The organism is Acetobacterium wieringae (genome assembly GCF_026646375.1).
Lineage (GTDB): Bacteria > Bacillota > Clostridia > Eubacteriales > Eubacteriaceae > Acetobacterium > Acetobacterium wieringae_A.
On sequence record NZ_JAIPPU010000006.1, the window covers coordinates 60,899 to 87,680 of the forward strand.

Sequence of the window (26,782 nt, forward strand, 5' to 3'; positions counted from 1 at the left end):
AAGACCCACATGAGTGAGTCTTCAGACACATAATTGACATCAATATTAAACTGTTTTTGTAAACCACTACTCCAAAGACATTTTACTGATATGACACTTTTTAAAAGTGTCAGCCCTATTTCAAATCGGATCTGAGCAATTGCCTTAAAATTCTGTTAATACGCCTCTACAAAAAAAGCCAACAAAACACAACTTCTTTCAAGAAGTACATGCCTCATTGGCTACCTTTTATTTAATACGATTAAGCTTCTGTTAGTCTACATTAATTCTTAACATTTGTCAATAACCAGTTTATCTTTTTTATAATTTTATAAACAGTTTATTAAACCTGGCTCCCCGTCTGAGCCGGAACATCCTGACCAGCAAATTCCGGTATGAACAACGCATCTGCTTGTTCACTCTTTTCCATCGTTTTAATGATCGGATCCAACCAGTTGTTTTCAAACAATTCGATTAGCCCTTTGTCGCAGCCTCCCGCCAGTGATGAATCAATCGGCATTTTTGCAACGACATCGATGCCATATTGTTTGGCCACGTCTTCAATCCGGCTTTCGCCAAATAAATAGTGTTTCTTGTCACAATCCGGACATTCAAAGTAAGACATGTTTTCCACCAGACCAATTACTGGTACATTCATCATCTTGGCCATATTAACAGCTTTGGCAACAATCATCGAAACCAGCTCCTGGGGGGAGGTGACAATGATAATGCCATCCACCGGCAGCGATTGAAAAACGGTTAATGGCACATCGCCGGTTCCCGGCGGCATATCGACAAACATATAGTCTACATCACCCCAGATGACATCGGTCCAGAACTGCTTAACTGTGTTGGCAATAATCGGGCCGCGCCAAACTACCGGATCGGTATCATTTTCCAGCAACAGATTAATTGACATGATTTCAATCCCGGTTTTACTGGTGATCGGAAACAATCCCAGTTCTGAGGGCATGGCTTTTTCTTTGATACCAAAGGCTTTGGGAATGGACGGACCGGTGATATCGGCATCAAGAATGGCGGTGTTATATCCCTGCCGTTTCATACTGACCGCCATCAATGAGGTTACCATCGATTTACCAACACCACCCTTACCACTGACGACACCAATAACTTTTTTAATCTTGCTTAGTTCATGAGGCTGCTCGGAAAAATCGACTTTTCGATCGGCACATTCTTCGCCGCAGCTTCCACAAGATTGACTACAATTTTCACTCATAAAAATTCTCCTCTTTCAATTGTTTGCTACAGGCAATTCCAAAATAGCGTGAGCTTTGCGCCCAGTTTCGCACGAAACAATTTTTACACTGTACCCAAAGCAACCTTTGTTCGATGGTTTTTTATTTCGCAATTGCCTATTGTTTGCTATATTGATTTTTAAATCTGCGTCTGATCGCAACGACCATTACCTCGACGTTTGCGGCAACGGCTGCAACCGTAGGTTTCCTGACCTTCTTCGCACAGCTTGTAATGTCCGCCTTCGATTTTTAAGACATTGCCGTTCACCAACGCATCAGCCAGTTTTTTACGGGCATCGTTATAAATTTTTTGAACCGTTGTTCGTGCCACATGCATACTTTCGGCACATTCTTCCTGAAGCAGCCCTTCCAGATCAATCAGACGGATGGTTTCGTACTCCTCAACCGACATAGTGATGAAGCCCTCTTCTGTATTTTTGGCGTTAAGGGGTCCAAATAAATCCGTTTCCGGCAGACAACAGACTTTTTTCCATTTTACTGGTCTGGGCATCGCTTAATACTCCTTATTGTAACTGCTTATGCCAGAACTTAGTGCTGACATTCATGGCCCGCTTCGTGGGCATGACACATTTCACCAGAATCCATTACGGATCCAGCCAGCCAGCTTAATGCCACTTCTTTGACATCCCCGGAACATCCCCGAACCACTTCGATACCCGCTCGACGCAACACATTGACTGCGCCTTCACCCATATTGCCGGCAAGCAACAGACTGACACCCATTTCGGCCAGGGTGGTGGCAATATTGGATTTGCAGCCACAACCCTGCGGTGAGGCAATGATCTCCTGATTTAAAATCTCTTTGCTGCTGTCATCAATGGTAAACACCGTATAATACTCACAGTGGCCAAAATGGCCATCAATATAATTCTCACGAGTTGGTAATGCAATTTTCATAGTATTCCTCCAAATTATCGTTACTGAGATTGATTCGCATTGTTACTGACATATGCGATTAACAAAAATATTATAATACATTAACAGCATATGTCAATAACCTTCTTTGTTTGTTAATACTTTTTTAGGTGTTTAAATAAAGCAATGCACTGCGAATCTATCCAGTTTTTGTTTTTTTTGGAGATACTGTAACTATTAAACAGACCTTAATTATTGTCCGCACTCGTCATGATGCTGATGTTCATGGCAGACCGAGCCGGTAGATTTCAGTTCTCCCAACAGATAACGATCAACCAGATCTTTTGCTTTTCCCTGGGCACCGGTAATGACTTCAATATTTTTTTCATTGAAAATATCAACTGCCCCGCCGCCCATGCCGCCAGAAATAATGACGTTGACGCCCTGATCATTTAAGAATAGGGGTAAAAACCCTGGTCGATGCCCCGGATTGGGAACTGCTTCAGTTTTTACCACCTTGCCATCTACTGTATCATAAATCATAAAACTCTCACAATGTCCAAAATGTCCTGAAACCATACCGTTATCACTTGCTACTGCTATTTTCATTATATCTTCTCCGTTTTCTTTTTAATTTTGTTCAATTTTTTTAATAATTTTGCATAAGTATTCACTTATAACACTATTTGCATCGTCCTGTTGAATACTTCCTGGGCAGCCAAGCCCGCATCACATACGATATCCACAATGGTCAAGCCCTGATTGATGGCTTTAACCGCATTTTCATCATAAGGAATGTTACCCATATAGGGAATGTCCTGTTCTTTACAATACGCCATAATTGTTTCGGTTTTTTTTAGGTTGGTATCGTATTTGTTGACACAGACAGCGGTCTTCGTATGAAAGGTCCGAGCGGTTTTAATGATCCGTTCCAAATCACTGATCCCGGAAACCGATGGCTCCGCAACAATCAGCACCAAATCGACCCCACTGATCGATGCAATCACCGGACAACCAATTCCCGGTGATCCGTCAATGATGGCCAAGTCAGCACCGACATCAACCGCTTTCATTTGCTTCTTCACTTCGGTGACCAGCATCCCCGATGTCCCGCTGCCCATTTTAAGCAACGCGGTGGAAAAGAGACTGTCTTTATTGTCATACAGCATCAGTTCACCGGCAATATGGGATTTTAGACTGATCGCCCGAACTGGACAAACCATTTCACAGACACCGCAGCCTTCACATGCAAACGAATCGACCCGATAGCTGCCATCATTGACTGAGATCGCCTTAAAACGGCAATGTTCCAGACAGCGATCACACTTTGCACATAGCAGTGAATTAATCTCTGCCTTTGGCATCCCGAAAAAATCGTTTACCTGGGGCTTTACCGACTGCTTTAAAACCAGATGCAAATTAGGCGCATCGACATCACAATCCGCATATACTTTTGCCTGGGCCATCTTTATAAATGCACTGGCCAGGGTTGTTTTTCCGGTACCACCTTTACCGCTAAGAATGAGTAACTGTTTCATGTTCCACCTCCTTAACGACTTTTTGTAGCAACTCTGAGAATAAACCATAATATTTTTCACTTTTTGCCGCAATTTTACCATCAGAATTAATTATTCCCAATTCACTCTCAAATGGAATTTTGCCTAATACAGTGATCTGATTATCGCAACAAAACTGTTCAATCAGGTTTTCACCGGCCATCCATTTATTGATGACAACACCATGGGGTTTATTAAACAGCTTCACCAGCTGATAAACCAGGGCCAGATTATGCAGGCCAAATACTGTCGGTTCTGCCACTAAAATACAATAATCGACATCCCGGATGCTTTCCATCACAATGCAGGCACTGCCAGGTGGACAGTCAATCACTGTCATCTTTTCTTCAGCTGATATTTTATTCAGCAGTTCTTTGATAATGGGTATTCCCGATGCTTCACCGGTATTTAAAATACCGGAAATCACCTTGACCTCTTCGGAAATACCACTATTTATTTCTCCAATGACCTTGTCCTTTTCGGTCAAAGCGTTGCTTGGACAAAGCATGATGCAACCCCCGCATGAGTGACAAATATCATCAAAAACAATTAACTTGTTGATAATGGCGGCGAGGGCGTTGAATTTACAAAAGTCGACACATTTCCGGCACCCCAGACAAAGGTCTTCGTCAACAACAGGTATTTTAATGCTGACCTTTTCGTTCTTTATCTCCACCGGTTTAAAAAACAAATGCCCGTTTGGCTCTTCGACATCACAATCGACATAAACGGAATTTTTTGCCACAGCTGCCAGATTAACCGCTACCAGTGTTTTTCCGGTTCCACCTTTGCCGCTGAGCACTGCTAATTTCACTTACTCATCAACCTACTTTCTATGGCTTTCAAGGCTGCTTCCACTGATGTTACATCGCCCAGAATTGCCAGACAAATGATATGTTGTGGACAAACTCCTGAGATCTCAGTAACAACAACGTCAGACGTTTTTTCGGCAATATCACTGGCTACCAGCATTCTGACCACATCCCCCTGACACAAACCAACTGCCGTAAACTCATTCTGAAGGATTTTCTCAACAATTTTTTTATCGCCAACTTTGCGTGATATAATTCCGAGGGTTCCCTGGGATACGCCGTTAATCAATTGCGTTTTCATGACTTAGATTCCGCCAACGCCATGAAACCCTGCGTGAAACTGGTCGAGGACAGCCAGTTTGTTATCCATATACGCGTTGATGTTTTCCTGAATCGAGCCCAGCGTACTTTTGTAGATTTCCAGTTTCGTCGCTTTAAAAACCTCAGCGGCATTTTCGCCACATCGGGGCGTAATTAAGATATCAGCGCGACTATCGACAACAATCTGGGCCGCTTTAACCCCAGCCCCACCAGGACTGCTGGCGGCGGCATTTTCAATGAAGTCGCCCATTTTTGTCGTGGTTTCATAGATGTAAAAGTACGGGGCTCTTCCGAAAGACATGCATACTTCGCTCGCCAAAACTTTTTCATCAGCGGGTATTGCTATTTTCATTAAACTCTCCTTTTAGTTATTGACATATGTTTTTATTAATTATGATTATACCTCATTATAAACATATGTCAATAACTATTTGGATTTAATTGCTCGCCTTAAGCTCCCCGATTATTCCTGACTTAGTAAGTGATGTCATTCCTGTTGGTGCAATTTCTGTCCTTCGATGTATGCTGCCATCATCGCAGCTGCCATCCCCACCAACTCTTCACAGGGCCGATTTTGATAGTATGCTGCGGTTCGCTGCTCTGGAACCGGACTATCCTTGCCTGCTTCCAGTCCCAGTAATTCCCGGCAGATAATGGTTTGGTATTTGTCCTCAAATTGTTTGGCCAGTTCCTGAATCCGCTGATAATGAGCGGTTTTTCCGGACTGATCCCGGGGATCGCTGTAGCCGTAAAGCAGTCCTGCCACCGTGAACATCCCGGTCACCGCACCGCACACTTCTCGAAGTCTGCCCATGCCCGCGCCGAAGGATGAGCTGAGCCTGGCGGCCGTTTCAAAGTCCAGGCCACATTCATCGCTAAATGCCAGCAAAACAGCTTGAGAACAATTATATCCCTGTCGGAATAAATCCTTTGCCATCTCACGATGGTTTGTTCTTAAATTTTGATGTGATGCTGCCCCTGTCAACTCAGCTTGTCGCTTCCCTTTTTCCATTTCAAATTTACCCTTTCACACCTTAACACTAATGATCAACCGTGTATTCCGCTTTTTATAAGTATTATAGGCTATAATAAACATATGTCAATAACAGTCGTCGTGATTTCTCATCATGATAAAATTATTCAACGCTATGGCATGCTCGCCGTAAAAATGATATGATATAGTTAATCAGACTCCAAATGAAATTATTTTTCATTCTAATCAATATACAGAAATTACAAAAATATTTAGAAATACTAGGGAGAGTAGCTATGCAAACATGTTTTAGTTGTGGAATCAGTCTTGAAGATGATGATGTTTATGAAGTAAAAGGAAAAATTTTTTGTGATGATTGTGCCATGGGCCAACATAAGCTAACCCAGACCTGCGACCCCAGTGCCGTTCATAGTGCCAAACTCGATCGCAAAAATTCCGGCAAGACCGGCATTGACGGTTTAACCGATCCGCAAAAGAATCTCTATTTATTTATAAAAGATTGCGGTGGTGTAACCATGCCGCAATGCGTCGAAAAATTCGGCATAACACCAGATGAAATCAGCACCAATATGTCCGTCCTGCGACATCTCGAGCTGGCCAAGGGTCAAAAGCGAGCGGATGGGGTATATTTTGTTGTTTGGGAAGCCTGATTATTCAGAACAAAATCTTCTATCCATGCAGATTTCGAGTATGCGACCCACCGCCTTGATTACTCGAAATCCGGCTTTAAGGACAGTGATTTAAGCCTTCTTATACGCAGAAAAACCCTATATTTTAGGGTTTTTTCTGCGAAAGCTATTGTTTAATGGTGATGGTCGCCGCCACAACCATCGGTACCTTCGATGTTTCTGATGAGCTGCAAGTCGCGTTTTTTCATTAAATCAAGGGCTTCCATGCCTGTCTTGCCAGACCCCAGAAAACGGGTAATGCAGGCATCAGCCAGAATCTCAAAGGCCTGCGGATCACTGATAGCTCCGGTTATAATTCCTTCACAATTCAGGTCAATTACTTTTTCGGCTAAGCTTTCTGCTGAAAAATCTTGGCAGTTTTCAATTGAACTCACGCTTAAATTCGTGGTATCGACCACCAATAAATACTTCCCGGTCTCAAACTGCTGCGAAACCTTGCTTTCCAGCGTTTTACCGTCCATCGACATCGCTAAATACATTTTTACGCCGTCCTCCTTTTTCTAGCACTCATTTTTTGTTATTATCACTCATTTTTTCGCCATATGGCAGCTCAAAGGCTTCATCTTGTGGAATTTGCAGATATTTGTACGCTAATTGAGCGGTTGTTCCCACCATATTCATGCAGTGAAGCCGACGGTCTTTTCCATTCCAATCTTCAAATGGCTCACAGATTCCACGACAGGTTGCCCCACCATTGGCTTTGCAGAACTCGCCAACCAGATTGTTATAACGTCGGTAATATTTTTGTCCGACTTCCGGGCCACGTATCTCAGCATCGATGCTCCAGGGATCCTTGCGACCATAAACCGCACTGTTTGCCATTACGGCAGCTGATAAAGCGCCACAGGTTTCACCGACAAGGCCGATGCCACCACCAAAACCGGTACACATCGCAATCGTTTCCCGTGGAACATCCAAAACCCCCGCACGAAGCAAGGCATCATAGACACTTTCTGCACAATTTAAGCCACTCTTGAAATTCTCAATTGCATAATCATTGACCAATTGACTCTTGTTTTCTTCCATCTTCATTTCCCCGCTCTTTCCTTATTTTTTGCACCACGTAAAAATCGTTCCTGCTATACAATATTATAAGCTATAAATAGCATATGTCAATAATGGAATTGATTAAATCAAAGTCCATCCCGTATTGATCACTTAAACAAAAAGATACAAGTCACCACGCTTGTATCTTGAAATGATGCTATTGATTAATTTTAACTCCGATATCAATGGGTTTGGCACTGTAGAGACAGGTTGTCACAATGCCATTGACCTGGGTGCCGGCATAAGCGCTAATATTTGTTTCATTGATGCCGCCCGCTGCCAGCAGCACAACGCCAGGAAATTCACTGCGCAACTGCTTAACCGCTGCGCTCAGAACCTCCACCGTCAGTTTATCAAACTGAATTCCATCTACCCCGGCCTGGCAAAGCTCAATTGCCTGGGCCAGAGTGGTGGCTTCGACAATAATTTTCTTTTCACAGCATTCCGCTTTGAGCTCCGGCATTTTTTTTAGCAAACCATCAAACCCGCCAATAAAATTCAGATGCTGCTTAAAAATAAGAATCGTTTCTGACAATCCCAAACGGTGGGGCATGGCTCCGCCGGACATAATCGACTTAATCGCCAATGCCTTGGTACCGGGAAACCCCTTCCGGGTTGTCAATATCGCTGTCTTCGGACTGACACGCTTGGCCATATTCACCATTTGTCGGGTTTTGGTGGCAATTCCCGAACAATTATCAAGAATATTCTGACCCACCTTCCAGGCTTTATGTAAATCTTCGGCCCGTCCCGTGCCGGTAATCAGCTCGTCGCCCGCACTGACTTTCTGTCCTGAGGATACCATCGATTCTGTTTTGATATGTAAACGCTCAAATACCAAACTGACTTCTTCAGTGCCACAGATAACCGCATCTTCCCGGGTAAAATAAGTAATTTTCCCTTGCTGTTCCCTGACCCCCAAAACCCAGCTGGTCAGATCAATATAGGGGACATCCTCATGAATTAACTGGTCGATCTCGTTGATCGATATAAACGACATCTTTTCTCCTCCGTTTCAAGTGATTATTTAACTGCTTTGTTTTCGATTGTTTCAATGCAGTCTTTGAAATTATCGGCAATGATCCGCTGCTTGTCAGATACAATTGTAACTGACTGATATTATCTATTAATATCCTTCATCCCGCTTTTTGCTTTTTTTGTAACTAATCCAGTTTGTCAAAAAACAATCACATAATGAAATGATTGGATTTACGGTCACCTAAACCATTGATACCCCGGTATCGCCAGTTGCCATATTCAAATAAATCGATATTTTTTAGGATGCAAAGGTGATTAAAGCTTCATTGACCATCTTGCCGAGTATTACTTGACATCTACTTTTAGCCTACTTAGTGTTGTTTTGTTATTTTATGAATGTTATTATATTGTATACTCTTCTTTTATGTCAAGAGATGATTTCGGTTAAATGCGTTTCGCAGTTTAACACTGTTTTGTCTGGCTTAAAATGGGTAAAAACGAAAAGGTAGTATTTATTACTTTGTGGGAAAGGAGGTGTCAAAATGAAATTAAGTGCAAGAAACCAGTTAAAAGGCAAAATTGTTGCGATTGAAGATGGGGCAGTCAGCGGGATTGTGAAAATTGATATTGGAAATGGTAACATTATTTCAGCAACAATTTCCATGGCAGCGATCAAAGATCTTGGTTTAGTCGTCGGCGGTGATGCAACTGCGGTTATCAAAGCTACGTCAGTTATGGTTATGGTTGACTAGACGAATTTCAATTCAAAACACAGAAACGGACTGCAATTTCGTTTCTGTGTTTTTGATTTGAATGTCTTATCATTTTTTTAAAACTCGCAAATAAAACACTTTCTTTGTTATCAATCCTTTATCATTTTTTAAAGACTCGTTTTATCCTTTTACAGTAAGGAATTCTCATAATTTGCAAATAAACGTCAAATCAGTTATTGTCTCTAAACCAAGCTCGTATTTTTCCTTCATCCTGAAAAAACAATAATACCCTTGATTAACACTGGCTTTTAGATTATTATAGTCATAGATATGTTTTACAAAAGGAACGCGGTGAAAATCTGCGACAGTTTCTTTGCTACTGTAAGGAGAACATGGACGCATTCAGTCATTGGGGATACCGAGAAGGCTGGGTGCAGAAAGTCCCTCCAAGTCAGGATATTTTTGTAAAGCTAAAATTCTGTTTGAAGCTTCAAAGAAGGCTGCAAAATGTGAGCTGAAAACGAAATGACGTTCTCCTTTAATTGATGACGTCACCGAAATAGTCCCGCATTTGTAAACCTTTTTTTGAAAAGGTTTTTTTATTTTTTTTGCAGAAATAAAAAAACTGAACACTCAAGAAAAGAGGAAAAAAATGAAAGACGTTGTTATCAAAAAGATTCCCATTGGAACAGATATTGAAAAATTGCTGGGAAAGAAGCCCCTTGAGGTAGATTCCTCTGCCGATGCGGAGTACAGCCATGTTACAGATCGTTTAAGTGAGTGGTTTAAACCCAGGGCCATTCTAAAAGAATGTTCGATCAAAACAACCACTGGCAACACGATTCTGATCGGCGGCCATGTGTATAAAAGTAAAATTCTGAAACATCTCTTATCGGAAAATCAAAAGGTGTTTTTGTACCTGTTGACCATCGGCGACATACCAACCAACCTCATTCAGACCGAAAAATATCTGGTAAATTCGCTTAAACTGCCGGTTATGACTTCAGCGATGCGCTATCTGAAAAAAACGATTCAGTTGGAGCACGGTTTTGATAAAATCGGGATGGTCAATCCCGGACTACTCCCGGACTGGTCGATTAAGGCCAATCAAATCATCTTCAATACCTTTGGCAACACCGCCAAAAGTATCGGCATGGAAATAACCAAACACAGCACCATGCGCCCACTTTACAGTTCTTCCGGCATTCTTTTTGAGGATTTATTGGATTACTGCGATTGTCAAACCTGCCCCATCGATGCCTGTATTGGTCGGGAAGCACGTTTTGTCCAATCAGCCTAACGGAGAGTATTTATGGCAAATAATAAAAACCGTATCGCCCTGATCGGTCGGATTGGCAGTGGCAAAACCACCTTATTCCAACGGCTGACTAATGAATTGATCCGTTATGGCAAAACTCAGCAGATCAGTTATTCTGATCATTTTATTGATACCCCCGGTGAATTTGTTGAACTCCCCTGTTTTCGACCCCAGGCTATCAATGTGACCTGTGACGCCGGACTGATCGTCCTGATTAATTCCAGCACCGATTCTCAGAACTCGGTTCCACCCAATTTTGTCTGTACCTACAACATCCCGGTGATCGGGGTCATCACCAAGATCGACCACAGGCATAGCGATTTGAAACGCAGTCATCGTTACCTGACTTATGCAGGTATCCATCCGGATAAGATTCATCCAGTCAGTGCCCTCACCGGTGAAGGGATCGCTGAGCTTAAAGTGGTTATTCAGAAATATGTCACTTTTGCTCACTGACTTAAAAACCCGCAATATGATGAAAAATAATGCGGGTCTTTCCCTTCTTCAACTATTTTTCCTGGCCATCTCAAAGGCCGTTTTTTTCAGCACACAATCCAACGACAGGTCTTCGCCATCATTCCCATTAATCAGCAGCCGTGAGGGACACCCCCCAGGACAGAACGCATAAAATTCACAGGTTTTGCAGGTTTCCGGTTCTGTTTTCCCAATGGCAATGCTTTTTAACTTTTTTTCGTTCACATTCCCCATATAATATTCTGGTTGATCAATCAGCGATCCACAAGGATAAACATCGCCGTCTGGTAAGACCACATAGGATCGACCACAGGAAGCATAACAATACGCTTTACTGCAGGGCGACGTTTTTAATCGCTGTCTGGCTTCATGGATCTCCCGGATTACAATCTTTTTACCGGTCAGTTCGTAAAGTTCCCGGGCTGCTTCGACCATCTCTTTCAGCGCCTTTTGCAATTGCTCCGGGGTGGCTTTTTTGATGGACTCCGGATTGTCTCTGGCCCTTCCGGCATCGCGAAGCAAATCAAGACCAATTCCTCCAACATTGCCCAGATAATAGGCGAAATTGACCAGTTTGGGCAACTGCATCACGCTGTGACTGGTCACCACGCTGTTTAAGTTAATTTTAATTCCCTCATCGGCCAGACACCCAATCCCGGCAATCACTTCCCGAGTTTTTCCCCGGGAAAACTCATTGACTTCCGGAGGACCATCGAGACTGACCCCTAAGGCAATCTTCATTTTTTTCAGGCCCGCAGCAATTTCCGGAGTAATACCGGTGCCATTGGTTTGCATCCGAAAGCTGGCATTGTATTTTTTCGTATTTACGTAATCAACTACCTGACAGATCAGCGGATAGTTCAAAAGCGGTTCTCCCCCGGCAAACTGAATTTTCATGGTATGATCTGAAAACAGATCCAAAGTCTGCGCCGCTATCTCGAAATCCATATCCGCTTTTAAATGGGTTGAACCGGCATAGCAATATTTACAGGCCAGATTACAGCGGCTGGTTGTCCACAGTACAATCAATACTTTTTCTTTTACCATCGTTAATAATTCTTTTCCCTTATCAATCTGATTCATGCCCATGCTACCTTTTATTCCACCTTCTTACATAAACGAATGCTGACGATAAATATCACGATCAAATAAAGCATTAACACCGCTGCATGCAGCATCATATTTCCGGCTGTTTCCCCCGTTGTCCGCAATGCGATATTGGTATGGGTCAGGGGTAATAAATAAATAAACCATCGTAAAATTTCCGGCATCTTGTCAATCGGGAAAAAGGTTCCGCATAAGAAGGACATCGGGGTAATCACAAAACTCATAAATTTGGACATATCGGCATGGGAATTAATCAGTAAGCCAATTAAAAAGCCCAGGGCCGAAAAAACAAAACAGTTTAACAAGGCAATAAAAATAAAATATGGCGTAATCACCAGATCCGATGTAAAAATCGAAACAATCACCGTAATCAGGATTCCGGAATAAATGCCATAAAAGGCGCCGGCAATTATTTTTCCCAATGCGTAAATTGTCATATTAATCGGTGAAATCACATAATATTCAAAGGTCTTATAAAAGATGCGCGAAATGTTAATTGAATTAGCGGTATTGTTAAAACTTGTCATCATGGTATTCATCGCAATAATCCCCGGTATGATATAGGCCATATAGGACACGCCATCGATCTCCATACCGCTTCCAAGCCCCCAGCCAAATGCCACCAGATATAAGATGGGCGAAACTAAAAAACCAATGGTTGTGGCCCAGAATTTTCGTTTAAAGACAATAAATTCCTGCCATAAAATGCCATATAATCCATTCATTATGCTTCCTCCACCCTTCTATTGGTAAATTTCAAAAAGACATCTTCCAGATTCGACGGCCGGATGCGCACATCCCCTTCAAGTTCACCAGCATAAACATTGGCTTCTTCCCGGGATCTGAAAAATTCTTCCTGGGTTTCTCCGTCTTTAAAATATTCAACTGTCACCTTACCAACTTCTTCGATCAGGTTCCAGGGAGTATCCAATTTTAACAGTTGGCCTTTATTAATCAATCCAACCCGGTCACATAAAACCTCTGCTTCTTCAATGTAATGGGTGGTCAGCAACACCGTTAAACCATTTGACTTCAATCGTTTTAACAGATCCCACATTTTTCGTCGGGCTGATGCATCCAACCCGACGGTCGGCTCATCCAGCAGCAATATCTCCGGTTCATGAAGTAACGCTCTGGCAATCATCAATTTACGCTTCATCCCACCGGAATAGGTTTTAACCAGATCGTCTTTACGATCGGTCAAGCCGGTAAATTCAAATAACTCTTCAATCTTCTTGCGTCGCTTTTCCTTGTTAATTCCATATAAGATGCCATGTACTTCCAGATTTTCCCAGGCTGACGTCTCATTTTCCAGATTATTCTGCTGCGGCACCACTCCAATTTTTGCCTTAATCGCCGTTAAATTCCGATCAATACTTTCTCCGTCAATCACAATTTCTCCCGACGTTTTTGGCGTAATAGTACTGATCATTCGGACCGTCGTCGTTTTTCCGGCACCATTGGGCCCCAGTAAACCGAAAAACTCCCCATCTTTGATGGTTAAATCAAGATAATCCACCGCTGTAACATTTTTATACTCTTTAGTCAAATTTTTAATTTCCAGCATTTTTCCCTTCCTCCTCAATCACTCCAGGCCGAAACAAAATTTCTGTTCCGGCCACCTTTTTAGAAATTTCTTGGTATTATTGAATCAACTTTTACCCCCTTTCTCATTCACTAAATCCTTCAATGTCACCCTCAATATCCATATACATGGCGCGAAGCTTTTCCAGACTTTCGGCTTTGGCTTCCCACATGCCCCGTTGTGCGGCTTCCAGCAGACGCTCGGTCATATTTTGAATAGCCCAGGGATTGACGTCCTTGATCCATTCTCGTCGTTCATCGTTAAAGAGAAAATTTTCACTGATTTTCTCATACATCCAATCTTCAACAATATCGGATGTGGCATCCCAGCCAAAAATGAAATCAACCATTCCCGAGATCTCCTGGGCCCCTTTATAACCATGTTCTTTCAAACCGTCAAACCATTTCGGATTTAAAATCCGGGCGCGCATAATTTTAGCGGTCTGCTCTTTGACGTTATTTAAACCCACCCGGGATGGATCACTGGTATCCCCACAATAGGAATGGGGTTTTTCACCCGATGCAGTTCGTACCGCAGCAATCAATCCCCCATGATAATTATAGAAATCATCACTTTCCAGCATATCAATTTCCATCGAAGATTCGTTTTTGACCGTAATCTGAGCCATCGATAGACGCCTGGTAAACACTTCAGTCACACGTTTCCCGTGCACATTTTTACCATAAGCGTGACCGCCCCAGAAAGTATAAATATTACCCAGATCGCTATAGCTCTCCCAGTTTTTACTGTTAATCAGCTGGGTGACACCGGCTCCATAGGTTCCCGGCGGATCACTGAAAATTCGCACCCCGGCTTCTTCCTGAGCCATTTCAAGACTGGCCCCGTTTTTAATCAGTTCCCGCACTTCATTTTGAAAATTCCTTTTGATAAAATTGTCCTGATCCGCTTCATCCAGACAGGCCACCATATTAACCGCTGCTTCGACCGATTCAATCAGATTCGGGAATGTATCCCTAAAAAGACCGGAAATTCGCAATGTTACATCAACCCGTGGCCGACCCAATTCTTCCATCGGAATCACTTCCAGTCCAATCACCTTGTCCGAATTTTCCAGCCATTTTGGTTTAACGCCCAATAGGTAATAAATCTCGGCAATATCATCGCCAGATGTTTTCATGGTTTCGCCGGCATAAACAACAATGACCATTGTTTCCGGAAATTTGTTTTCATCCTTAATATAGCGGTCAATCATTTTCTGTCCCAGCTGCTTACCGACTTCCCAGGCGGCCCGGGTCGGTACTGCTGAGGGATCAATGGCATAAAAATTCCGACCGGTCGGTAAAATACTGACCCGACCCCTTGTCGGTGCGCCCGACCCCCCAGGCGGAACGAATTTCCCATCCACGCCATTTACCAGATATTTCATCTCATCGGTCGTTGCATCCAGTTTTGGCACAACGGTATTTTTAATGAATCGGAATACCGTCACCAGATCATCAAGATCAGACAATTCCGCTTTTCCAAAATAGTCGCTCGCTTTTTCCCAAACAAACGTCGGTTCCAGCTGATTACTGAAATAATCCGTCACCAGCTTCCGGCTAATCGCTTCAATTTCATTGAATTTCATCAAATTGGTGATTCCCTGCTGATCGACTGCCTGCGGTTCGTTTTTCAGGATCTCATAGTCATAGCCTTTGGCCCGACAGGTAGCCTGGGTCAATGACGGTACCTTCCCATTGGACAAACGCAACAATGCGCAAACCAACTGATGACGCTTTTCTTCAATCGGTGCCTTGCCAAAAACATGAAGGCCATCTTTGATCAAAGTATTCTTGATTTCTTCAACCCAGCTATGTAACTTTTCAACAAATCCCGAAAAATCCGATTGCATCGCTGCTGTAGTCAGATTTAAATCTTTTAAATAGTCGCCGTCAATGACAATTTTTTCAATATTTTCCTGGACAAAACTCATCTTGCCGGTATCGGTACTTCGGGCCTGATAATACTGCTTAATCAGATCATCCAGTTCTTCCATTTCATCATAAGATCCACTTAAGGTCAATGATGGAATTAAATGATCCAGAATCACTGCATACGAGCGCCTTTTCGCCTGAATTCCTTCCCCTTCAACCGTGATACTGTAAGGATAAAGATGAGGAATATCAGAAATGGCAATATCGGGATAACAGGCAGATGACAAACCGATTTCTTTTCCCGGCAGCCATTCCAGGGTCCCGTGCGTCCCCACATGAATAATCACATCCGCCTGAAACCCATACTTGATCCATTTATAAAAGGCGATGTACTGATGGGGCGGCACAATATCCGTACTGTGATAGACCTCATCGGCTTTATCTTCGTAGCCTCTGGCCGGTTGCAGTCCAATAAAAATATTCCCATTAAGAATACCCGGTACGGGCATTCTGCCCTGATGCACCATATTTTCTCCCGGGGGCTCTCCCCAGTCACGGATCATTTGCTGACGGCTTTTTTCTTCCAGCGGCTCGAACCATTGATCATATTCATTCTTTTCGATGATCGCAATACTTCGCCCAATCGCCTGTTCTGCCGACAACCACCGGGTATCATTACTGACTCCATTAATAATATTCTGAATGATTTCATCCCCATTTTCAAAATCATAGGCCGTTGTAATCCCATTATCTTTGAGGGCCTTGACCATATCAAAAACACTTTGGGGCGTATCCAGCCCAAAGGCACAACCAATCATATCATTTCGCGGCGGCATATTGTGAAAGAGAATGGCAACTTTTTTGTCCTTATTATCCTTGTGTGACAACTTCGCCCAGTTAATGGCCAGTTCACAAAGACTTGTTACACGATCCGGAATCGGTTGATTAATTGTCTTTTCACCGATATCATCCCGAATGATCGTAGAGTATGCAAAGGTAAAACTGATGATCTGTCCGTCAAATTCGGGATAATAAACACTTCCGGGAAAAGACATATTATCAATCCCTCGAAGATTCTCCTGCCAGTCTTGGTAGCTCTGATAGGTAGTGAGCCCCTTAATCACCGGGACATCGATGCTTTCGTAAATGCTTCTTGCAACCGTCTGCGAGCCGTCTCCCGGATCTGAGAGGATACTCTGGGAGTGACTCATGGTATTAATAATGACATCGACATTCCGCTTACCATCCGTTGTAAACACATGATCCACAACCCAATGAAAGCCCCGGCAGCCGATGGTCGGATCCGGTGCCGATGCCGAATAGACCGCCAGTGGGTATGCTCCCTGCTTTTCAATTTCGGCAATCAATGCGGCAATATGTTCGAAATTATTTTCTTGCATCAAGCGGCTATAAAGCAGAATGCCGATCACCGGTTTGCCGCTTTCTTTGGCTTTCTGAAGCCCTTTCTCAATGCTTAATTCTTTACCCGGATAATAAATACCCTCCCACTGGGCATGAGCTGGCGCCAAATATTCAAGTTTCAAATTTCCATAATAGACACCTAAGTATTTCATTAGGTTCATCGCATTAAAGGTACAATGATCCATGACATAATGCTGAATCGCTTCATATTCCATCGGTGAAATACCAGATTTTTTTAATGCCAGCCGGTTTTCCTCATCATAACCCGACCAAACGAAAAATCGTTTTTTATTCTCAAATGTCTCCATTATCGTAGCATAAGATTTAAATTGAGTCAGGCCACCATGCATAAAAACAAAAACAAAATCGGCCTTTTCCAGCTTTTCAATGGCCAATAGTTTTTCTTCTGTTGAGTAATCCATTCTGCTGCTATCCAGAAAATCAACTGAAATAGCGGCTGTTTCTTGTTTCAATTGTTGTGCCGCATCCTTAATATGATAAGAATGATCCATCGGTGAACAGATAAAAACAATTCGATACATTACTGTTCCTCCTTCACAAGTTCCATCAGACATGCGTTCATCTTTTTTATCAACAAACGCATCGGTTTCTGATGTCAAAAAACACGCTCTCTTGCTAGCAACATATATTATAGCGTGCTCTTATTTTTCAATTTTATACTGATTACTAGCTAACCAACCAATTCATTCACGATTTCTTCAATACTACTTTGATTGAATTGAGAATCGTCAAACGGTCGTTTACGCATCCGATGGGGCAGCACATATCCCGCCGCCTCTTTGACATCTTCTTTGGTCACTTCCGCTCTACCATGATAAGCAGCAATGGTCATTGCCGTCTTCATCATAACGATATCGGCGCGATGACCATCCACCCCCAGGGCCGTCGATATCTTGGCAATGATTTCGAGTAACTGATCATCAAAGCTTACATCTGGCAGAAATTCAACGGCTTTTTGAATCGTATCCGCCAAAGTTGTCTGTTCCTGATTAAATCCCTGATGAAAAACGTCTGATTCTTTTTCGAAATCTAGCCTTCTTTTAATAACTTCCACGCGTTGACCAATATCCCCTTCACCCAAAACATCAACCACCAAGCCAAAACGATCCAAGAGCTGGGGACGTAAATCTCCTTCTTCGGGGTTCATGGTTCCGACCAGGGTAAACTTAGCGGGATGTGTATATGAAATGCCTTCCCGTTCAATGGTATTCACTCCCATGGCAGCCGAATCCAGGAGAATATCAACCACATGATCGTCCAGCAGATTCACTTCATCAACATAAAGAATATTCCGGTTGGCCTGAGCCAGAATACCGGCTTCAAAGCGTTTTTCCCCTTTTTTAATCGCATGTTCGATATCCAGCGTCCCGACAACGCGATCCTCGGTAGCACTCACCGGTAAATCAATCACCTTCATTTTTGTTTGAACCGTCTTGAATTGATCATTTTTAATTTTTTCCAGGCACTCAGAACAAGCCTGATCCGTATTTAACGGATCACATGAAAATTTACAGGCTTCAACCTGATCCCGTTCCGGCAGCAGATCTGCCAAGGCTCGTACGGCCGTTGACTTGGCGGTTCCCTTTTCGCCTCTGATCAACACCCCACCCAGTGAAGGATTAATAACATTGAGAATCAGTGCCAGCTTCATCTTTTCCTGACCAACGATGGCTGTAAATGGGTAAATTTTGATATTCTTTTTCATTGTTTTTCCTTTTCTTATTCTATAATTTTGTATCTAATCACATCAAAGCGATAATGATACGGCAGTCATCAGACTATTGGCCTGAAGTTCTTCAATCTGATAACGGTCAGCATCCATCTGAACTGCCAATTTTTCGGCCAGATTAAGTTTTATAAAACTCTGATCGGTATCAATGACAATAGTCTTGATCTTTTCTGCCCGAATTCGACCAGCTGCTTTCAGCGCTTCCTCAAAGGCGTCTTTCCCCTGATCGCTGTATGTCGCCCGACCATCGGAAATCAGCACAATCACCGGCAACATATCCTTATCCTTGATTTTTCCTGCTTTCACCACTTCGACGGCCATGTTTAGGCCAGCTGCCAGAGGTGTTCTTCCGCCGGTCGGCAACGCTGTCAGTTTCTTTTCTGCCAATTCGACACTGCGGGTGACTCCCAAAACCAGTTCAGCGGAATGATTTTTAAAAACGATCATCCCCACCTTATCACGTTTCTGATAGGCATCATTAAGCATCGAGATAGCGGCTCCTTTAACAGCCTTCATCCTTTTGTTGGCACCCATGGAGCCGCTGGCATCAACGACAAAAATAATAGTATTCCCAGTTCTTTTTTCCCGGATCTTGACCCGGATATCCGACTGATTAATCGCTATGGCCATGTCATTTTTTTCGCGGTAGCGTTGATAGGGGGCGGCGGTTCGCAGCGTCGCATCAATGGCAATATCCCTGATTTCGCCTTTGACCGGACAACGGTTTCTGACATAACGTCCCTGGAGCGATGAGGTTACCATCAGGCTGCGTTTTCCACTTCCTTTTGAAATGGTACCTTTATCTGTTTGTGACATCCACCGGGCAATTTGAAAAATCTGCTCCGGTGCATCCAGGGTTTCTTCTCCGCCCTGAAAAAAGTCATCATCCGCCTCAGTTTGGTCATCTGCGGGATCTTCCGGCATTTCAGAATCCGACTCCTGTTCCGGGTTTTCTTCCGCTTCATCTACCTGATCATCCGCCTGTTCTGATCGGTCTTCTGGGTCATTCCCAGATTCGTTTTGTTCCTGTTCTTGCTGCTCTTCTGATTCTTCCGGTTCGGGGGGCGGTGGCGGAGCTTCCGGCTGATCATAAACGTCACGAATCCGGTGCGGCAGCGCATATTTAGCCGCTTCTTTAATATCGTTGATGTTCAGCATTTTTCTACCATCCATCGCCGCAATGGCTTTCGCTGTTTCGATGATCACCAGTTCTGCCCGATGACCGGCACAATTGGCTTCATCCACCACCGAGGCGGCCAGCTGCATGGCATTATCAGACACAACAACCTTACTCAGATCCTCTCTGGCCCGTTCAATCCGATTGCTCATTTCGACAATCTGATCCTGCCATTTTTGTTCAAAAGCAAGCGGATTCCGTTCATAGTCAATCCGACGCCGGACAATTTCAGCCCGAACCCGGGTATCAACCTCCCCCTTTACTTCAACATACAGACCGAACCGATCAAGAAACTGCGGCCGCAAGCCGCCCTCTTCTGGATTCATACTACCGACCAGAACAAAGTTCGAGGCATGTCGATAGGACATGCCTTCCCTTTCGATGATATTTTCACCGGATGAAGCCGCTTCCAACAGTGATTTGACCAAGTGGTCACTTAAAAGATTGACCTCATCCACATATAATAAATTACCATCGGCTTTTTTAAGAATCCCAGCTTCAAAGCGTCGTTCTCCAAATCTGATGGCATGTTCAAAATCAACGTTACCAAGTAGTCGATCTTCAGTCGTGTTCAGCGGCAACTCAACCAGTTCGGTGTCAACGGTCAATTTGCAGACCCCTCTGGCTAACGACGATTTCGCCGTGCCTTTTTCACCACTAATCAACACGCCGCCGATTTGAGGATTGATTACATTCCATATTAAAGCGTTTTTTATTTCCTCCTGTCCCACAACGGCCACAAAAGGAAAAACTGTATTATTTATCATTTGCAACTCCTCTTAACCAAGTGATTCTAGATTACCTTCCATTTCGAGGTAGATTTTTTTCAGCTTCTCCACACTTTCTTCGGAAGCATGCCACATGCCCCGCTGATTGGCTTCCAAGAGCCGCTCAGCCACGTTCTGCAAGGCCCAGGGATTGACTTCTTTCATCCAGTCCGTGGTTTCTTTATCGAAAGCATAACGGTTGGCAATGGCATCATACATCCAGTCATCGATGACATTGGTGGTGGCATCCCAGCCAAAGGTAATATCAACCATGGCCGAAATTTGTTTGGCCCCCCGATAACCGTGGTTTTTTAAGCCCTCGATCCATTTGGGATTATTAACCCGGGTTCGCATCACCCGGGAGGCTTCTTCATGGAGACTCAGGGTTTCGATATGATCGGTATCCGAGGTGCTGGGCACATAGGCCGGCTTCTGGGAACCGCTATGGGTGGTAATGGCTGCGACCATACCGCCAAAATAATTATAGAAATCATCGCTGTCGAGCATATCCACTTCCCGGGTCGATTCGTTCTTCACCGCCACATTAATCTTGCTGAAGCGTCGGGTAAAGACCTCCGGCATTTTTTCGCCGTGAACATCTTTCCCATAGGCGTGACACCCCCAAGTGGTGTAGACGGTTCCCAGATCGGTGACGTCATTCCACTTTTGACTTTCAACGACGTTTTTGGTACCGGCCCCATAGGCTCCCGGCGGATCACCAAAGACCCTAAGCAATGACTGGCGCTCGGCCTGCTCCAGAGAGATCCCCTGGCTAACCAGTTCGGCCACCTCTTCTCTGACATGCTTGCGGATATAGTTCATCTCATCCGGTTCATCCAGGGCGGCCACCAGATTAACGGCGTCTTCCACCCGTTCGATCAGATTGGGAAAGGCATCCCGGAAAAGCCCGGTGATTCGCAGGGTCACATCGATTCGAGGTCGTCCCAGTTCTTCCAAAGGAATCGCTTCAACCCCAATCACCCGGTCGGTATTGCCCAGCCAGACGGGCCGGGTTCCCAACAGATAAAAGGTTTCAGAGATGTCATCGCCATAGGTGCGCATCGATTCGGTGGCATAGACCAGCATTGAGACGCTCTCCGGATATTTCCCTTCATCCTGCTGATAGCGCTCCATTAACTGATTGCCAAGTACCTGGCCGATTTCCCAGGAGGGTCGGGAGGGCATCGCACCGGGGTCAACCGAATAGAAATTGCGGCCCGTCGGCAGGATTCCGGCATTTCCCCGGGTCGGCGCGCCCGATGGTCCCGGCGGAATAAAGCGGCCTTCAATCCCATCGATAAAATGCGTCATCTCATCGGTTATTTTCTCCACCCGTGGTTTAATAAAGGTGCAGACGTATTCCAATGTCTCTCTTAAGCGTCGGCTTGAAGTCTGCGGCTTAGTCTGGAACTTGTCAATAATATCGGGAATTACCTGAGCGTCGAAACCACTGGCTTCCAGTTCGCAAAAAATTTCGCGGCCCAGTTGATCCGCTTCAAGCAGCAAAATCCCATAGGATTTTCCATCACTGGTGGCTTTATCCGGTTCAGCCAGCAGGACTTCATGGTCATAACCCAGCAGATCACAGACCCCATCCCGCAGCGAGGGGATGTTGCCATTGCGGTTTCTGACCAGCATTTTTAGCATGTTGCGGTATTTATCCCCCTCCGGAACCTTGCCAAAGATATGAAAACCGTCATAGACGTCACAGGCCTGAACCTTGGTGACCCAGGAATGGAACTCATGAATACAGCCATCAATATCCGCTTCCATCTCAGCTTCAGAAATATCGAGATCATCATGCAGATTCATTTTTACGGCCAGTTCCTTAATCTCCTTTTCAATAATCGGCAGTTTTTTGGGATCGGCACTTTGAATATGATAATACTGTTTCATCAACTCATCCATCTCTGCCAGTTCATCATAAACGCCGGCTTCAAACATCGATGCTACCATATAATCTAAAAGGGTGGCATAGGTACGTCGCTTGGCTTGGGTGCCTTCCCCGGGAGCGTTAATGATATAGGAATAGAGATGGGGGATGGTACCAATGCAGATATCGCTGTAACAGTTTTTGGACAGGCCCACCTCTTTACCGGGTAGCCATTCGATGGTGCCATGGGTACCGACGTGAATAATCACATCGGCTTCAAAGATTTTTTCAACCCAGTTGTAAACCCCAATGTACTGATGGGGACAGGGTATGTCCGTGCTGTGGTACATTTCTTCAGCCTTGTCTTCAAAGGCCCGGGGGGGCTGCAGCCCGATAAAAACATTACCGTTTAGAATCCCGGGAACCAGCAACTGATTCTCCACCGCCATAAAGTCCCCCACTGGCTGATCCCAATATTTCACCAGATTATCCTGGATCCGGGGAATAAAGTGGTCAAACCACTGCTGATACTGCTCTTTTTTAACCGTGTCGATGCTTTTTTCAAGCATCGCTTCCGGCGAAGACCAGCGTCCATCATTGGTCAAGCCACTGGTAATCCGGTCGATGATTTCTTTGCCATCTTCAAAATGATAGGCGGTGAAGATACCACGCTCCTCCAGCGCATTCATCATCTCATAAACCGAAACTGGCGTGTCCAGTCCGGCGGCGCCGCCGATGTTATCATTTCGGGGGGGATTATTATGCAGAATAATCGCCACCTTCTTTTCCGAATTATCCTTATGCCGCAATCTGGCCCAATTATTGGCCAGGGTGACAATCCGGTTAACCCGTTCGGCAATCGGTTTTGAAACCCGTTTTGACCCGAGGGGAGTATCTTCATTTTCCGTGGTGGCAAAGGGATAGGCAATCACCTGACCGTCAAACTCCGGCTGAAATACGCAGAAACTGAGTGACAGGGGATCCAGACCCCGAACCGACTCATCCCAGTCGGCAAATGACTGCAGCGTCGTCATCGATTGCAAAACCGGCACCTTGAACAGTTCAAAAATACTGGTGTCTTTGGGCTTTGAGCCATCCCCGGGATCGGAAAGAATCGTCAGACTGAAGGCGGTGGTATTGATGATGGCATCGACAATCACCTGACCCTCCTGAATCATGCACCGTTCCAGCACATTACGGATACCTTCACATCCCAGATCGGGATCGGGCAGCATATCGGAATACACACACAGGGGATTAAGACCCTGGCTTCTGATTTCACGAATCAGGGCATCAATGTGGGCCAGATTATCCTTTTGGATCAGCAATACATTGATAATTATCCCGATGGTAAATTGACCATTATTTCGGAGTTCGGCTAAATATGCCGCCTCATCAGCAGTATCCATATCCGGGTCATAAATCCCACTCCATTTTGGCAGTACCGGTGCAGCAACCGGGTATGCACCGCCGGTAAACTGATTGGCCAGCCATTTGATCAGATTTTCAAAATTTCCCGCACTAGTCGATTTAAAATATTTATAAATCGTCCTGAAATCATCCGGAATAATGCCGCAATCCGGAAACACCTCGCCAACCTCTTCTTCAATGGTGGTATTAATAAAAAAGGGTTTCTTCTTTTTAAACTGATTGAAATAAGCATTAAACGGTTTGAAAAAAGACAGCGAACCATGCAGATTCATAAAGATAAAATCAGCCTGTTCGGACGCCTCAAGGCACTGGTCATAAACTTCTTTATTTTCCAGCTCGGTGGTATTAAACAAGGCCACCTTAAACTTACCAGGATACTGTCTGTCTAAATTGACCAGAGCCTCCCTGAAAGTCAGGAAAGGCTCCATACTGGTCATAATAATCACTAAATTCATCATTTTTTAGTCCTTATTTGGCTACAGCCGGCATTTGCACAAACTGGGTGACCTCATAATCCGGGTAAAGATCCGAATGGAAAATAGCTGCCAGATCAAGATATTTCTGATCGATGGTATGATAACTTAACCAGAAATTGTCAGTAATCTGCCAGACATTGCCACTGCTGTAGATCGGCAGATCGGCTACCACCGGCACCTGATCGGTAATTGATTTAATATCCGATCCATATTTGGGCATTCCCGAATTAATATAATAATCGGCTTTGGAAACCCGGCTGTAGAATTCTTCCGGAGTCAGTACCGTAACGCCATCTTTCCCGACGCCAATGTCATCAAACAAATACTCACCGCCGGCATCACGCACCATTTGGGCGGCTTTTGATCCGGCATTCTGGACATAAATTTTACCGGATGAAACAATGGCCCAGGCCACCTTGGGTTTTTCAGCCGTTTCCACCTTGGCTTTCATTTCATCAATCCGCTTCATTGCCGCATCATAATATTCGGTGGCTTCTTTTTCCAGATTATAAAAAGCCGAATAGTATTTCATCCATTCCATGGTTCCGCGGTAATCCGCTTCAGTACTGGAGGCGTCAAATAGATAGGGAATATTATTCTGGGTCAGCATTTCCATCAGTTTTTGCTGTTCGCTGCCCATGCCGGTTGAGGTAAAGACAATCTTCGGGTTCAATGACTGAATGACCTCATAATCATAGCTGTTGCTGGTTGCCGAATTGGATCCGATATCCTTGATCTTGCCCTCCAGCATCCGGTTTTTCATGGCATCAAAATCCCATTCTTCGGCTTTTAAACGGACTCCGACAATACTGTCAAACAAGCTTTCATCATCAAAGGCCCGTAAATAACCAACCTGAGTGGTACTGGTATAAATCGCCTGATCAATGGGAATGGTAATGGCTGGCAGGTCCTTGTATTCCTCTGGGGCCTCCTGACCTTTTTGCAGCAGCAGCATTTGTTTGCCTTCGCCATCGGTAACAATCTTGTTATTATTATCCAGATATTCGATGTTAAAATTCTTGGCATACTGCAGCTTGATGGTATTACCATCCTCACTTTTGTAACTCTTGTCACTCGACTGACAACCGGTCAGACCCACCATTGTTGTCACTGCCATTACCGCCGTGACTACCATCACCGCTAACCGTTTAAACTTTCTTTTCATTACTACTCTTTTCTCCTTCTGAGTCTAAATTTATTTCATTTGCCATGACCATTTCTGCAAGGGTCGTCACAAAAGAACTCACCATTTTTTGAATCACCACTTGGTCTGATTCGTCCTGTTTAATTGATCGGTCAAACTTAATAGACTGCACCCCGGCAATCTGCTTAAGAATCATCGCCCCACCATTGATGGCTTCCGGCCCGGACAATAAGCCCCAGCCCAATTGATCCAGCAGATGGACATAGAGAGAGGTCATGGTTACCAGCTCATCCTCCTGATCCAGCCGATGGAGACGATCGATCCATTTGGGGAAATCACGTTGCCCATCTTGACTGAGTTCATTGAATTTTTTAAAAAAGCTTCCCTCAGCAACCCCATAGCGTTTCATTCGCGCTAAGAGCCGATGCTGGGTAACCGGATTTAAAGCCATATGCTGATTGAGGGATTCTTTGACCGTATCCCGAACCAGTCGCCCAATCAATTCGCCCAGCTTGCCATGCTTGCCGGCATAGGTCAAACGATTTGGTGACTCGCTATCACAAATAATCATCAGGTTATCGGTTCCCGATCCGGTGGCAATGCCACTGGAATAGAGACTGCCGGCCATCAACTCCTGACAGGCGGCTGTTTTGGCCTCGGTTGCTGTCACCATAGCCCGGGCCATACAGCCCGGGCTCATGTTGCCACTGACAAAGACCATGCTGTTAATTGTTCCTGGTCTTAAATTGACATATTCACCATTTTTTTCATAACTGGTGGCCTTTTCACCGATCCGTCCGCCATTGACTTCCAGACTGGCGGTGGTAATGGCTGTCACAGTCAGGATATCATAGGTTTCGCTTTTGATGGCCGCACTTTCCATGTCCACAATGGTTGCCATCCGGGCCACGGTGCCGGGATCCAGCCCCAGCTCCTCCCGGATAAAGGCCTGCATTTTCTCCTGCTGACCGGCTTCCATGTTTTCGCACAAGCGACCCGGCCCGGGATTGACATCCTGATTGAAGACCGCCGTTAGATTTTCCTGATAGCCGCCGTGCTCCATGGCGGTGCTCATCACCTTTCGTTTTCCCGAGAAGGGACCCACCAGACATCGATGATAACGGTGAATGAAATCACCGGTAGCCGTTTTTTCCAACATCATC

25 protein-coding genes and 1 riboswitch are annotated in these 26,782 nt (G+C 44.5%); of the genes, 4 read left to right on the top strand and 21 right to left on the bottom strand.

The window, feature by feature from the left end:
* Nucleotides 1–322 precede the first annotated feature (322 nt).
* From Q7P33_RS07230 to Q7P33_RS07270, 9 genes are all read right to left on the bottom strand, one after another.
* The gene (locus Q7P33_RS07230; protein ID WP_303868827.1) at nucleotides 323–1,216 is read right to left on the bottom strand and encodes an Mrp/NBP35 family ATP-binding protein; all 894 of its coding nucleotides are present in this window, start codon (nucleotides 1,214–1,216) and stop codon (nucleotides 323–325) included.
* Between the two features lie 158 nt (nucleotides 1,217–1,374).
* Nucleotides 1,375–1,746: a DUF134 domain-containing protein gene (locus tag Q7P33_RS07235; protein WP_303868829.1), complete on the bottom strand. Its 372-nt coding sequence runs from the start codon at nucleotides 1,744–1,746 to the stop codon at nucleotides 1,375–1,377.
* Between the two features lie 38 nt (nucleotides 1,747–1,784).
* Nucleotides 1,785–2,153 carry a NifB/NifX family molybdenum-iron cluster-binding protein gene (locus Q7P33_RS07240; RefSeq protein WP_303868831.1) on the bottom strand — a complete coding sequence of 123 codons (369 nt, stop codon included), beginning with the start codon at nucleotides 2,151–2,153 and terminating at the stop codon, nucleotides 1,785–1,787.
* A 210-nt stretch (nucleotides 2,154–2,363) separates the two neighbouring features.
* Nucleotides 2,364–2,723, bottom strand: a complete 360-nt coding sequence (locus Q7P33_RS07245) for a NifB/NifX family molybdenum-iron cluster-binding protein (RefSeq protein WP_303869024.1) — start codon at nucleotides 2,721–2,723, stop codon at nucleotides 2,364–2,366.
* Nucleotides 2,724–2,785: 62 nt separating this feature from the next.
* The gene (locus Q7P33_RS07250) at nucleotides 2,786–3,649 is read right to left on the bottom strand and encodes an ATP-binding protein (RefSeq protein ID WP_303868832.1); all 864 of its coding nucleotides are present in this window, start codon (nucleotides 3,647–3,649) and stop codon (nucleotides 2,786–2,788) included.
* Entirely contained in the window at nucleotides 3,627–4,481 is an 855-nt protein-coding gene (locus Q7P33_RS07255; protein ID WP_303868835.1) for an ATP-binding protein, read from the bottom strand. Before Q7P33_RS07255 ends, Q7P33_RS07250 begins: the two co-directional genes overlap by 23 nt.
* Nucleotides 4,478–4,780 (bottom strand): BMC domain-containing protein, encoded by a 303-nt coding sequence (locus Q7P33_RS07260; RefSeq protein ID WP_303868837.1) that lies wholly within the window; start codon nucleotides 4,778–4,780, stop codon nucleotides 4,478–4,480. The genes Q7P33_RS07255 and Q7P33_RS07260 overlap by 4 nt, the downstream gene beginning before the upstream one ends.
* A gap of 3 nt (nucleotides 4,781–4,783) precedes the next feature.
* Nucleotides 4,784–5,152, bottom strand: a complete 369-nt coding sequence (locus Q7P33_RS07265) for a NifB/NifX family molybdenum-iron cluster-binding protein (RefSeq protein WP_303868839.1) — start codon at nucleotides 5,150–5,152, stop codon at nucleotides 4,784–4,786.
* Between the two features lie 135 nt (nucleotides 5,153–5,287).
* Nucleotides 5,288–5,737 carry a C-GCAxxG-C-C family protein gene (locus tag Q7P33_RS07270; RefSeq protein WP_303868840.1) on the bottom strand — a complete coding sequence of 150 codons (450 nt, stop codon included), beginning with the start codon at nucleotides 5,735–5,737 and terminating at the stop codon, nucleotides 5,288–5,290.
* Between the two features lie 332 nt (nucleotides 5,738–6,069).
* Between Q7P33_RS07270 and Q7P33_RS07275 the strand changes: the two genes are divergently transcribed.
* The gene (locus Q7P33_RS07275; RefSeq protein ID WP_303868841.1) at nucleotides 6,070–6,444 is read left to right on the top strand and encodes a hypothetical protein; all 375 of its coding nucleotides are present in this window, start codon (nucleotides 6,070–6,072) and stop codon (nucleotides 6,442–6,444) included.
* 152 nt (nucleotides 6,445–6,596) lie between these two features.
* Here the strand turns inward: Q7P33_RS07275 and Q7P33_RS07280 are convergent, their stop codons facing one another.
* From Q7P33_RS07280 to modD, 3 genes are all read right to left on the bottom strand, one after another.
* Nucleotides 6,597–6,962 (bottom strand): NifB/NifX family molybdenum-iron cluster-binding protein, encoded by a 366-nt coding sequence (locus tag Q7P33_RS07280; RefSeq protein ID WP_303868842.1) that lies wholly within the window; start codon nucleotides 6,960–6,962, stop codon nucleotides 6,597–6,599.
* A 28-nt stretch (nucleotides 6,963–6,990) separates the two neighbouring features.
* A complete protein-coding gene (locus Q7P33_RS07285; RefSeq protein ID WP_303868844.1) occupies nucleotides 6,991–7,509 on the bottom strand; it encodes a C-GCAxxG-C-C family protein in 519 nt (172 codons plus the stop codon).
* A gap of 178 nt (nucleotides 7,510–7,687) precedes the next feature.
* Nucleotides 7,688–8,530, bottom strand: coding sequence for a ModD protein (gene modD / locus Q7P33_RS07290; RefSeq protein ID WP_303868846.1), 843 nt, complete (start codon nucleotides 8,528–8,530; stop codon nucleotides 7,688–7,690).
* A 520-nt stretch (nucleotides 8,531–9,050) separates the two neighbouring features.
* On the opposite strand from modD, the gene Q7P33_RS07295 reads away from it, so the two are divergent.
* From Q7P33_RS07295 to Q7P33_RS07305, 3 genes are all read left to right on the top strand, one after another.
* Entirely contained in the window at nucleotides 9,051–9,260 is a 210-nt protein-coding gene (locus tag Q7P33_RS07295) for a molybdopterin-binding protein (protein WP_070372426.1), read from the top strand.
* 262 nt (nucleotides 9,261–9,522) lie between these two features.
* A riboswitch (cobalamin riboswitch) is annotated at nucleotides 9,523–9,704 on the top strand.
* A 169-nt stretch (nucleotides 9,705–9,873) separates the two neighbouring features.
* On the top strand, nucleotides 9,874–10,521 hold the full coding sequence (locus Q7P33_RS07300) for a hypothetical protein (protein ID WP_303868848.1): 648 nt from the start codon (nucleotides 9,874–9,876) through the stop codon (nucleotides 10,519–10,521).
* Nucleotides 10,522–10,533: 12 nt separating this feature from the next.
* Nucleotides 10,534–10,995 carry a EutP/PduV family microcompartment system protein gene (locus Q7P33_RS07305; protein WP_303868849.1) on the top strand — a complete coding sequence of 154 codons (462 nt, stop codon included), beginning with the start codon at nucleotides 10,534–10,536 and terminating at the stop codon, nucleotides 10,993–10,995.
* 48 nt (nucleotides 10,996–11,043) lie between these two features.
* On the opposite strand, the gene Q7P33_RS07310 is transcribed toward Q7P33_RS07305, so the two are convergent.
* The 9 genes from Q7P33_RS07310 to Q7P33_RS07350 form a co-directional block, all read right to left on the bottom strand.
* Nucleotides 11,044–12,096, bottom strand: coding sequence for a radical SAM protein (locus Q7P33_RS07310; protein ID WP_303868850.1), 1,053 nt, complete (start codon nucleotides 12,094–12,096; stop codon nucleotides 11,044–11,046).
* Nucleotides 12,097–12,110: 14 nt separating this feature from the next.
* Nucleotides 12,111–12,845, bottom strand: coding sequence for an ABC transporter permease (locus tag Q7P33_RS07315; protein ID WP_303868852.1), 735 nt, complete (start codon nucleotides 12,843–12,845; stop codon nucleotides 12,111–12,113).
* Entirely contained in the window at nucleotides 12,845–13,687 is an 843-nt protein-coding gene (locus Q7P33_RS07320; protein ID WP_303868854.1) for an ABC transporter ATP-binding protein, read from the bottom strand. Before Q7P33_RS07320 ends, Q7P33_RS07315 begins: the two co-directional genes overlap by 1 nt.
* A 103-nt stretch (nucleotides 13,688–13,790) precedes the next feature.
* Entirely contained in the window at nucleotides 13,791–17,543 is a 3,753-nt protein-coding gene (cobN, locus tag Q7P33_RS07325) for a cobaltochelatase subunit CobN (RefSeq protein WP_303868856.1), read from the bottom strand.
* A 149-nt stretch (nucleotides 17,544–17,692) separates the two neighbouring features.
* Nucleotides 17,693–18,727: an ATP-binding protein gene (locus tag Q7P33_RS07330; protein WP_303868858.1), complete on the bottom strand. Its 1,035-nt coding sequence runs from the start codon at nucleotides 18,725–18,727 to the stop codon at nucleotides 17,693–17,695.
* A 42-nt stretch (nucleotides 18,728–18,769) separates the two neighbouring features.
* The gene (locus Q7P33_RS07335) at nucleotides 18,770–20,695 is read right to left on the bottom strand and encodes a VWA domain-containing protein (protein ID WP_303868859.1); all 1,926 of its coding nucleotides are present in this window, start codon (nucleotides 20,693–20,695) and stop codon (nucleotides 18,770–18,772) included.
* Between the two features lie 12 nt (nucleotides 20,696–20,707).
* Nucleotides 20,708–24,457, bottom strand: coding sequence for a cobaltochelatase subunit CobN (gene cobN / locus Q7P33_RS07340; RefSeq protein WP_303868860.1), 3,750 nt, complete (start codon nucleotides 24,455–24,457; stop codon nucleotides 20,708–20,710).
* 10 nt (nucleotides 24,458–24,467) lie between these two features.
* Nucleotides 24,468–25,640 carry an ABC transporter substrate-binding protein gene (locus Q7P33_RS07345; protein ID WP_303868862.1) on the bottom strand — a complete coding sequence of 391 codons (1,173 nt, stop codon included), beginning with the start codon at nucleotides 25,638–25,640 and terminating at the stop codon, nucleotides 24,468–24,470.
* Nucleotides 25,624–26,781 (bottom strand): adenosylcobinamide amidohydrolase, encoded by a 1,158-nt coding sequence (locus Q7P33_RS07350; RefSeq protein ID WP_303868864.1) that lies wholly within the window; start codon nucleotides 26,779–26,781, stop codon nucleotides 25,624–25,626. The genes Q7P33_RS07345 and Q7P33_RS07350 overlap by 17 nt, the downstream gene beginning before the upstream one ends.
* Nucleotide 26,782: the final 1 nt, after the last annotated feature.

Bases quoted from the DNA above. Each gene is read 5' to 3' on its own strand.
- Q7P33_RS07230 (WP_303868827.1), bottom strand. From the start codon at position 1,216: ATGAGTGAAAATTGTAGTCAATCTTGTGGAAGCTGCGGCGAAGAATGT.
- Q7P33_RS07235 (WP_303868829.1), bottom strand. From the start codon at position 1,746: ATGCCCAGACCAGTAAAATGGAAAAAAGTCTGTTGTCTGCCGGAAACG.
- Q7P33_RS07240 (WP_303868831.1), bottom strand. From the start codon at position 2,153: ATGAAAATTGCATTACCAACTCGTGAGAATTATATTGATGGCCATTTT.
- Q7P33_RS07250 (WP_303868832.1), bottom strand. From the start codon at position 3,649: ATGAAACAGTTACTCATTCTTAGCGGTAAAGGTGGTACCGGAAAAACA.
- Q7P33_RS07260 (WP_303868837.1), bottom strand. From the start codon at position 4,780: ATGAAAACGCAATTGATTAACGGCGTATCCCAGGGAACCCTCGGAATT.
- Q7P33_RS07265 (WP_303868839.1), bottom strand. From the start codon at position 5,152: ATGAAAATAGCAATACCCGCTGATGAAAAAGTTTTGGCGAGCGAAGTA.
- Q7P33_RS07270 (WP_303868840.1), bottom strand. From the start codon at position 5,737: ATGGCAAAGGATTTATTCCGACAGGGATATAATTGTTCTCAAGCTGTT.
- Q7P33_RS07275 (WP_303868841.1), top strand. From the start codon at position 6,070: ATGCAAACATGTTTTAGTTGTGGAATCAGTCTTGAAGATGATGATGTT.
- Q7P33_RS07280 (WP_303868842.1), bottom strand. From the start codon at position 6,962: ATGTATTTAGCGATGTCGATGGACGGTAAAACGCTGGAAAGCAAGGTT.
- Q7P33_RS07285 (WP_303868844.1), bottom strand. From the start codon at position 7,509: ATGGAAGAAAACAAGAGTCAATTGGTCAATGATTATGCAATTGAGAAT.
- modD (WP_303868846.1), bottom strand. From the start codon at position 8,530: ATGTCGTTTATATCGATCAACGAGATCGACCAGTTAATTCATGAGGAT.
- Q7P33_RS07295 (WP_070372426.1), top strand. From the start codon at position 9,051: ATGAAATTAAGTGCAAGAAACCAGTTAAAAGGCAAAATTGTTGCGATT.
- Q7P33_RS07300 (WP_303868848.1), top strand. From the start codon at position 9,874: ATGAAAGACGTTGTTATCAAAAAGATTCCCATTGGAACAGATATTGAA.
- Q7P33_RS07305 (WP_303868849.1), top strand. From the start codon at position 10,534: ATGGCAAATAATAAAAACCGTATCGCCCTGATCGGTCGGATTGGCAGT.
- Q7P33_RS07310 (WP_303868850.1), bottom strand. From the start codon at position 12,096: ATGAATCAGATTGATAAGGGAAAAGAATTATTAACGATGGTAAAAGAA.
- Q7P33_RS07315 (WP_303868852.1), bottom strand. From the start codon at position 12,845: ATGAATGGATTATATGGCATTTTATGGCAGGAATTTATTGTCTTTAAA.
- Q7P33_RS07320 (WP_303868854.1), bottom strand. From the start codon at position 13,687: ATGCTGGAAATTAAAAATTTGACTAAAGAGTATAAAAATGTTACAGCG.
- cobN (WP_303868856.1), bottom strand. From the start codon at position 17,543: ATGTATCGAATTGTTTTTATCTGTTCACCGATGGATCATTCTTATCAT.
- Q7P33_RS07330 (WP_303868858.1), bottom strand. From the start codon at position 18,727: ATGAAAAAGAATATCAAAATTTACCCATTTACAGCCATCGTTGGTCAG.
- Q7P33_RS07335 (WP_303868859.1), bottom strand. From the start codon at position 20,695: ATGATAAATAATACAGTTTTTCCTTTTGTGGCCGTTGTGGGACAGGAG.
- cobN (WP_303868860.1), bottom strand. From the start codon at position 24,457: ATGATGAATTTAGTGATTATTATGACCAGTATGGAGCCTTTCCTGACT.
- Q7P33_RS07345 (WP_303868862.1), bottom strand. From the start codon at position 25,640: ATGAAAAGAAAGTTTAAACGGTTAGCGGTGATGGTAGTCACGGCGGTA.
- Q7P33_RS07350 (WP_303868864.1), bottom strand. From the start codon at position 26,781: ATGATGTTGGAAAAAACGGCTACCGGTGATTTCATTCACCGTTATCAT.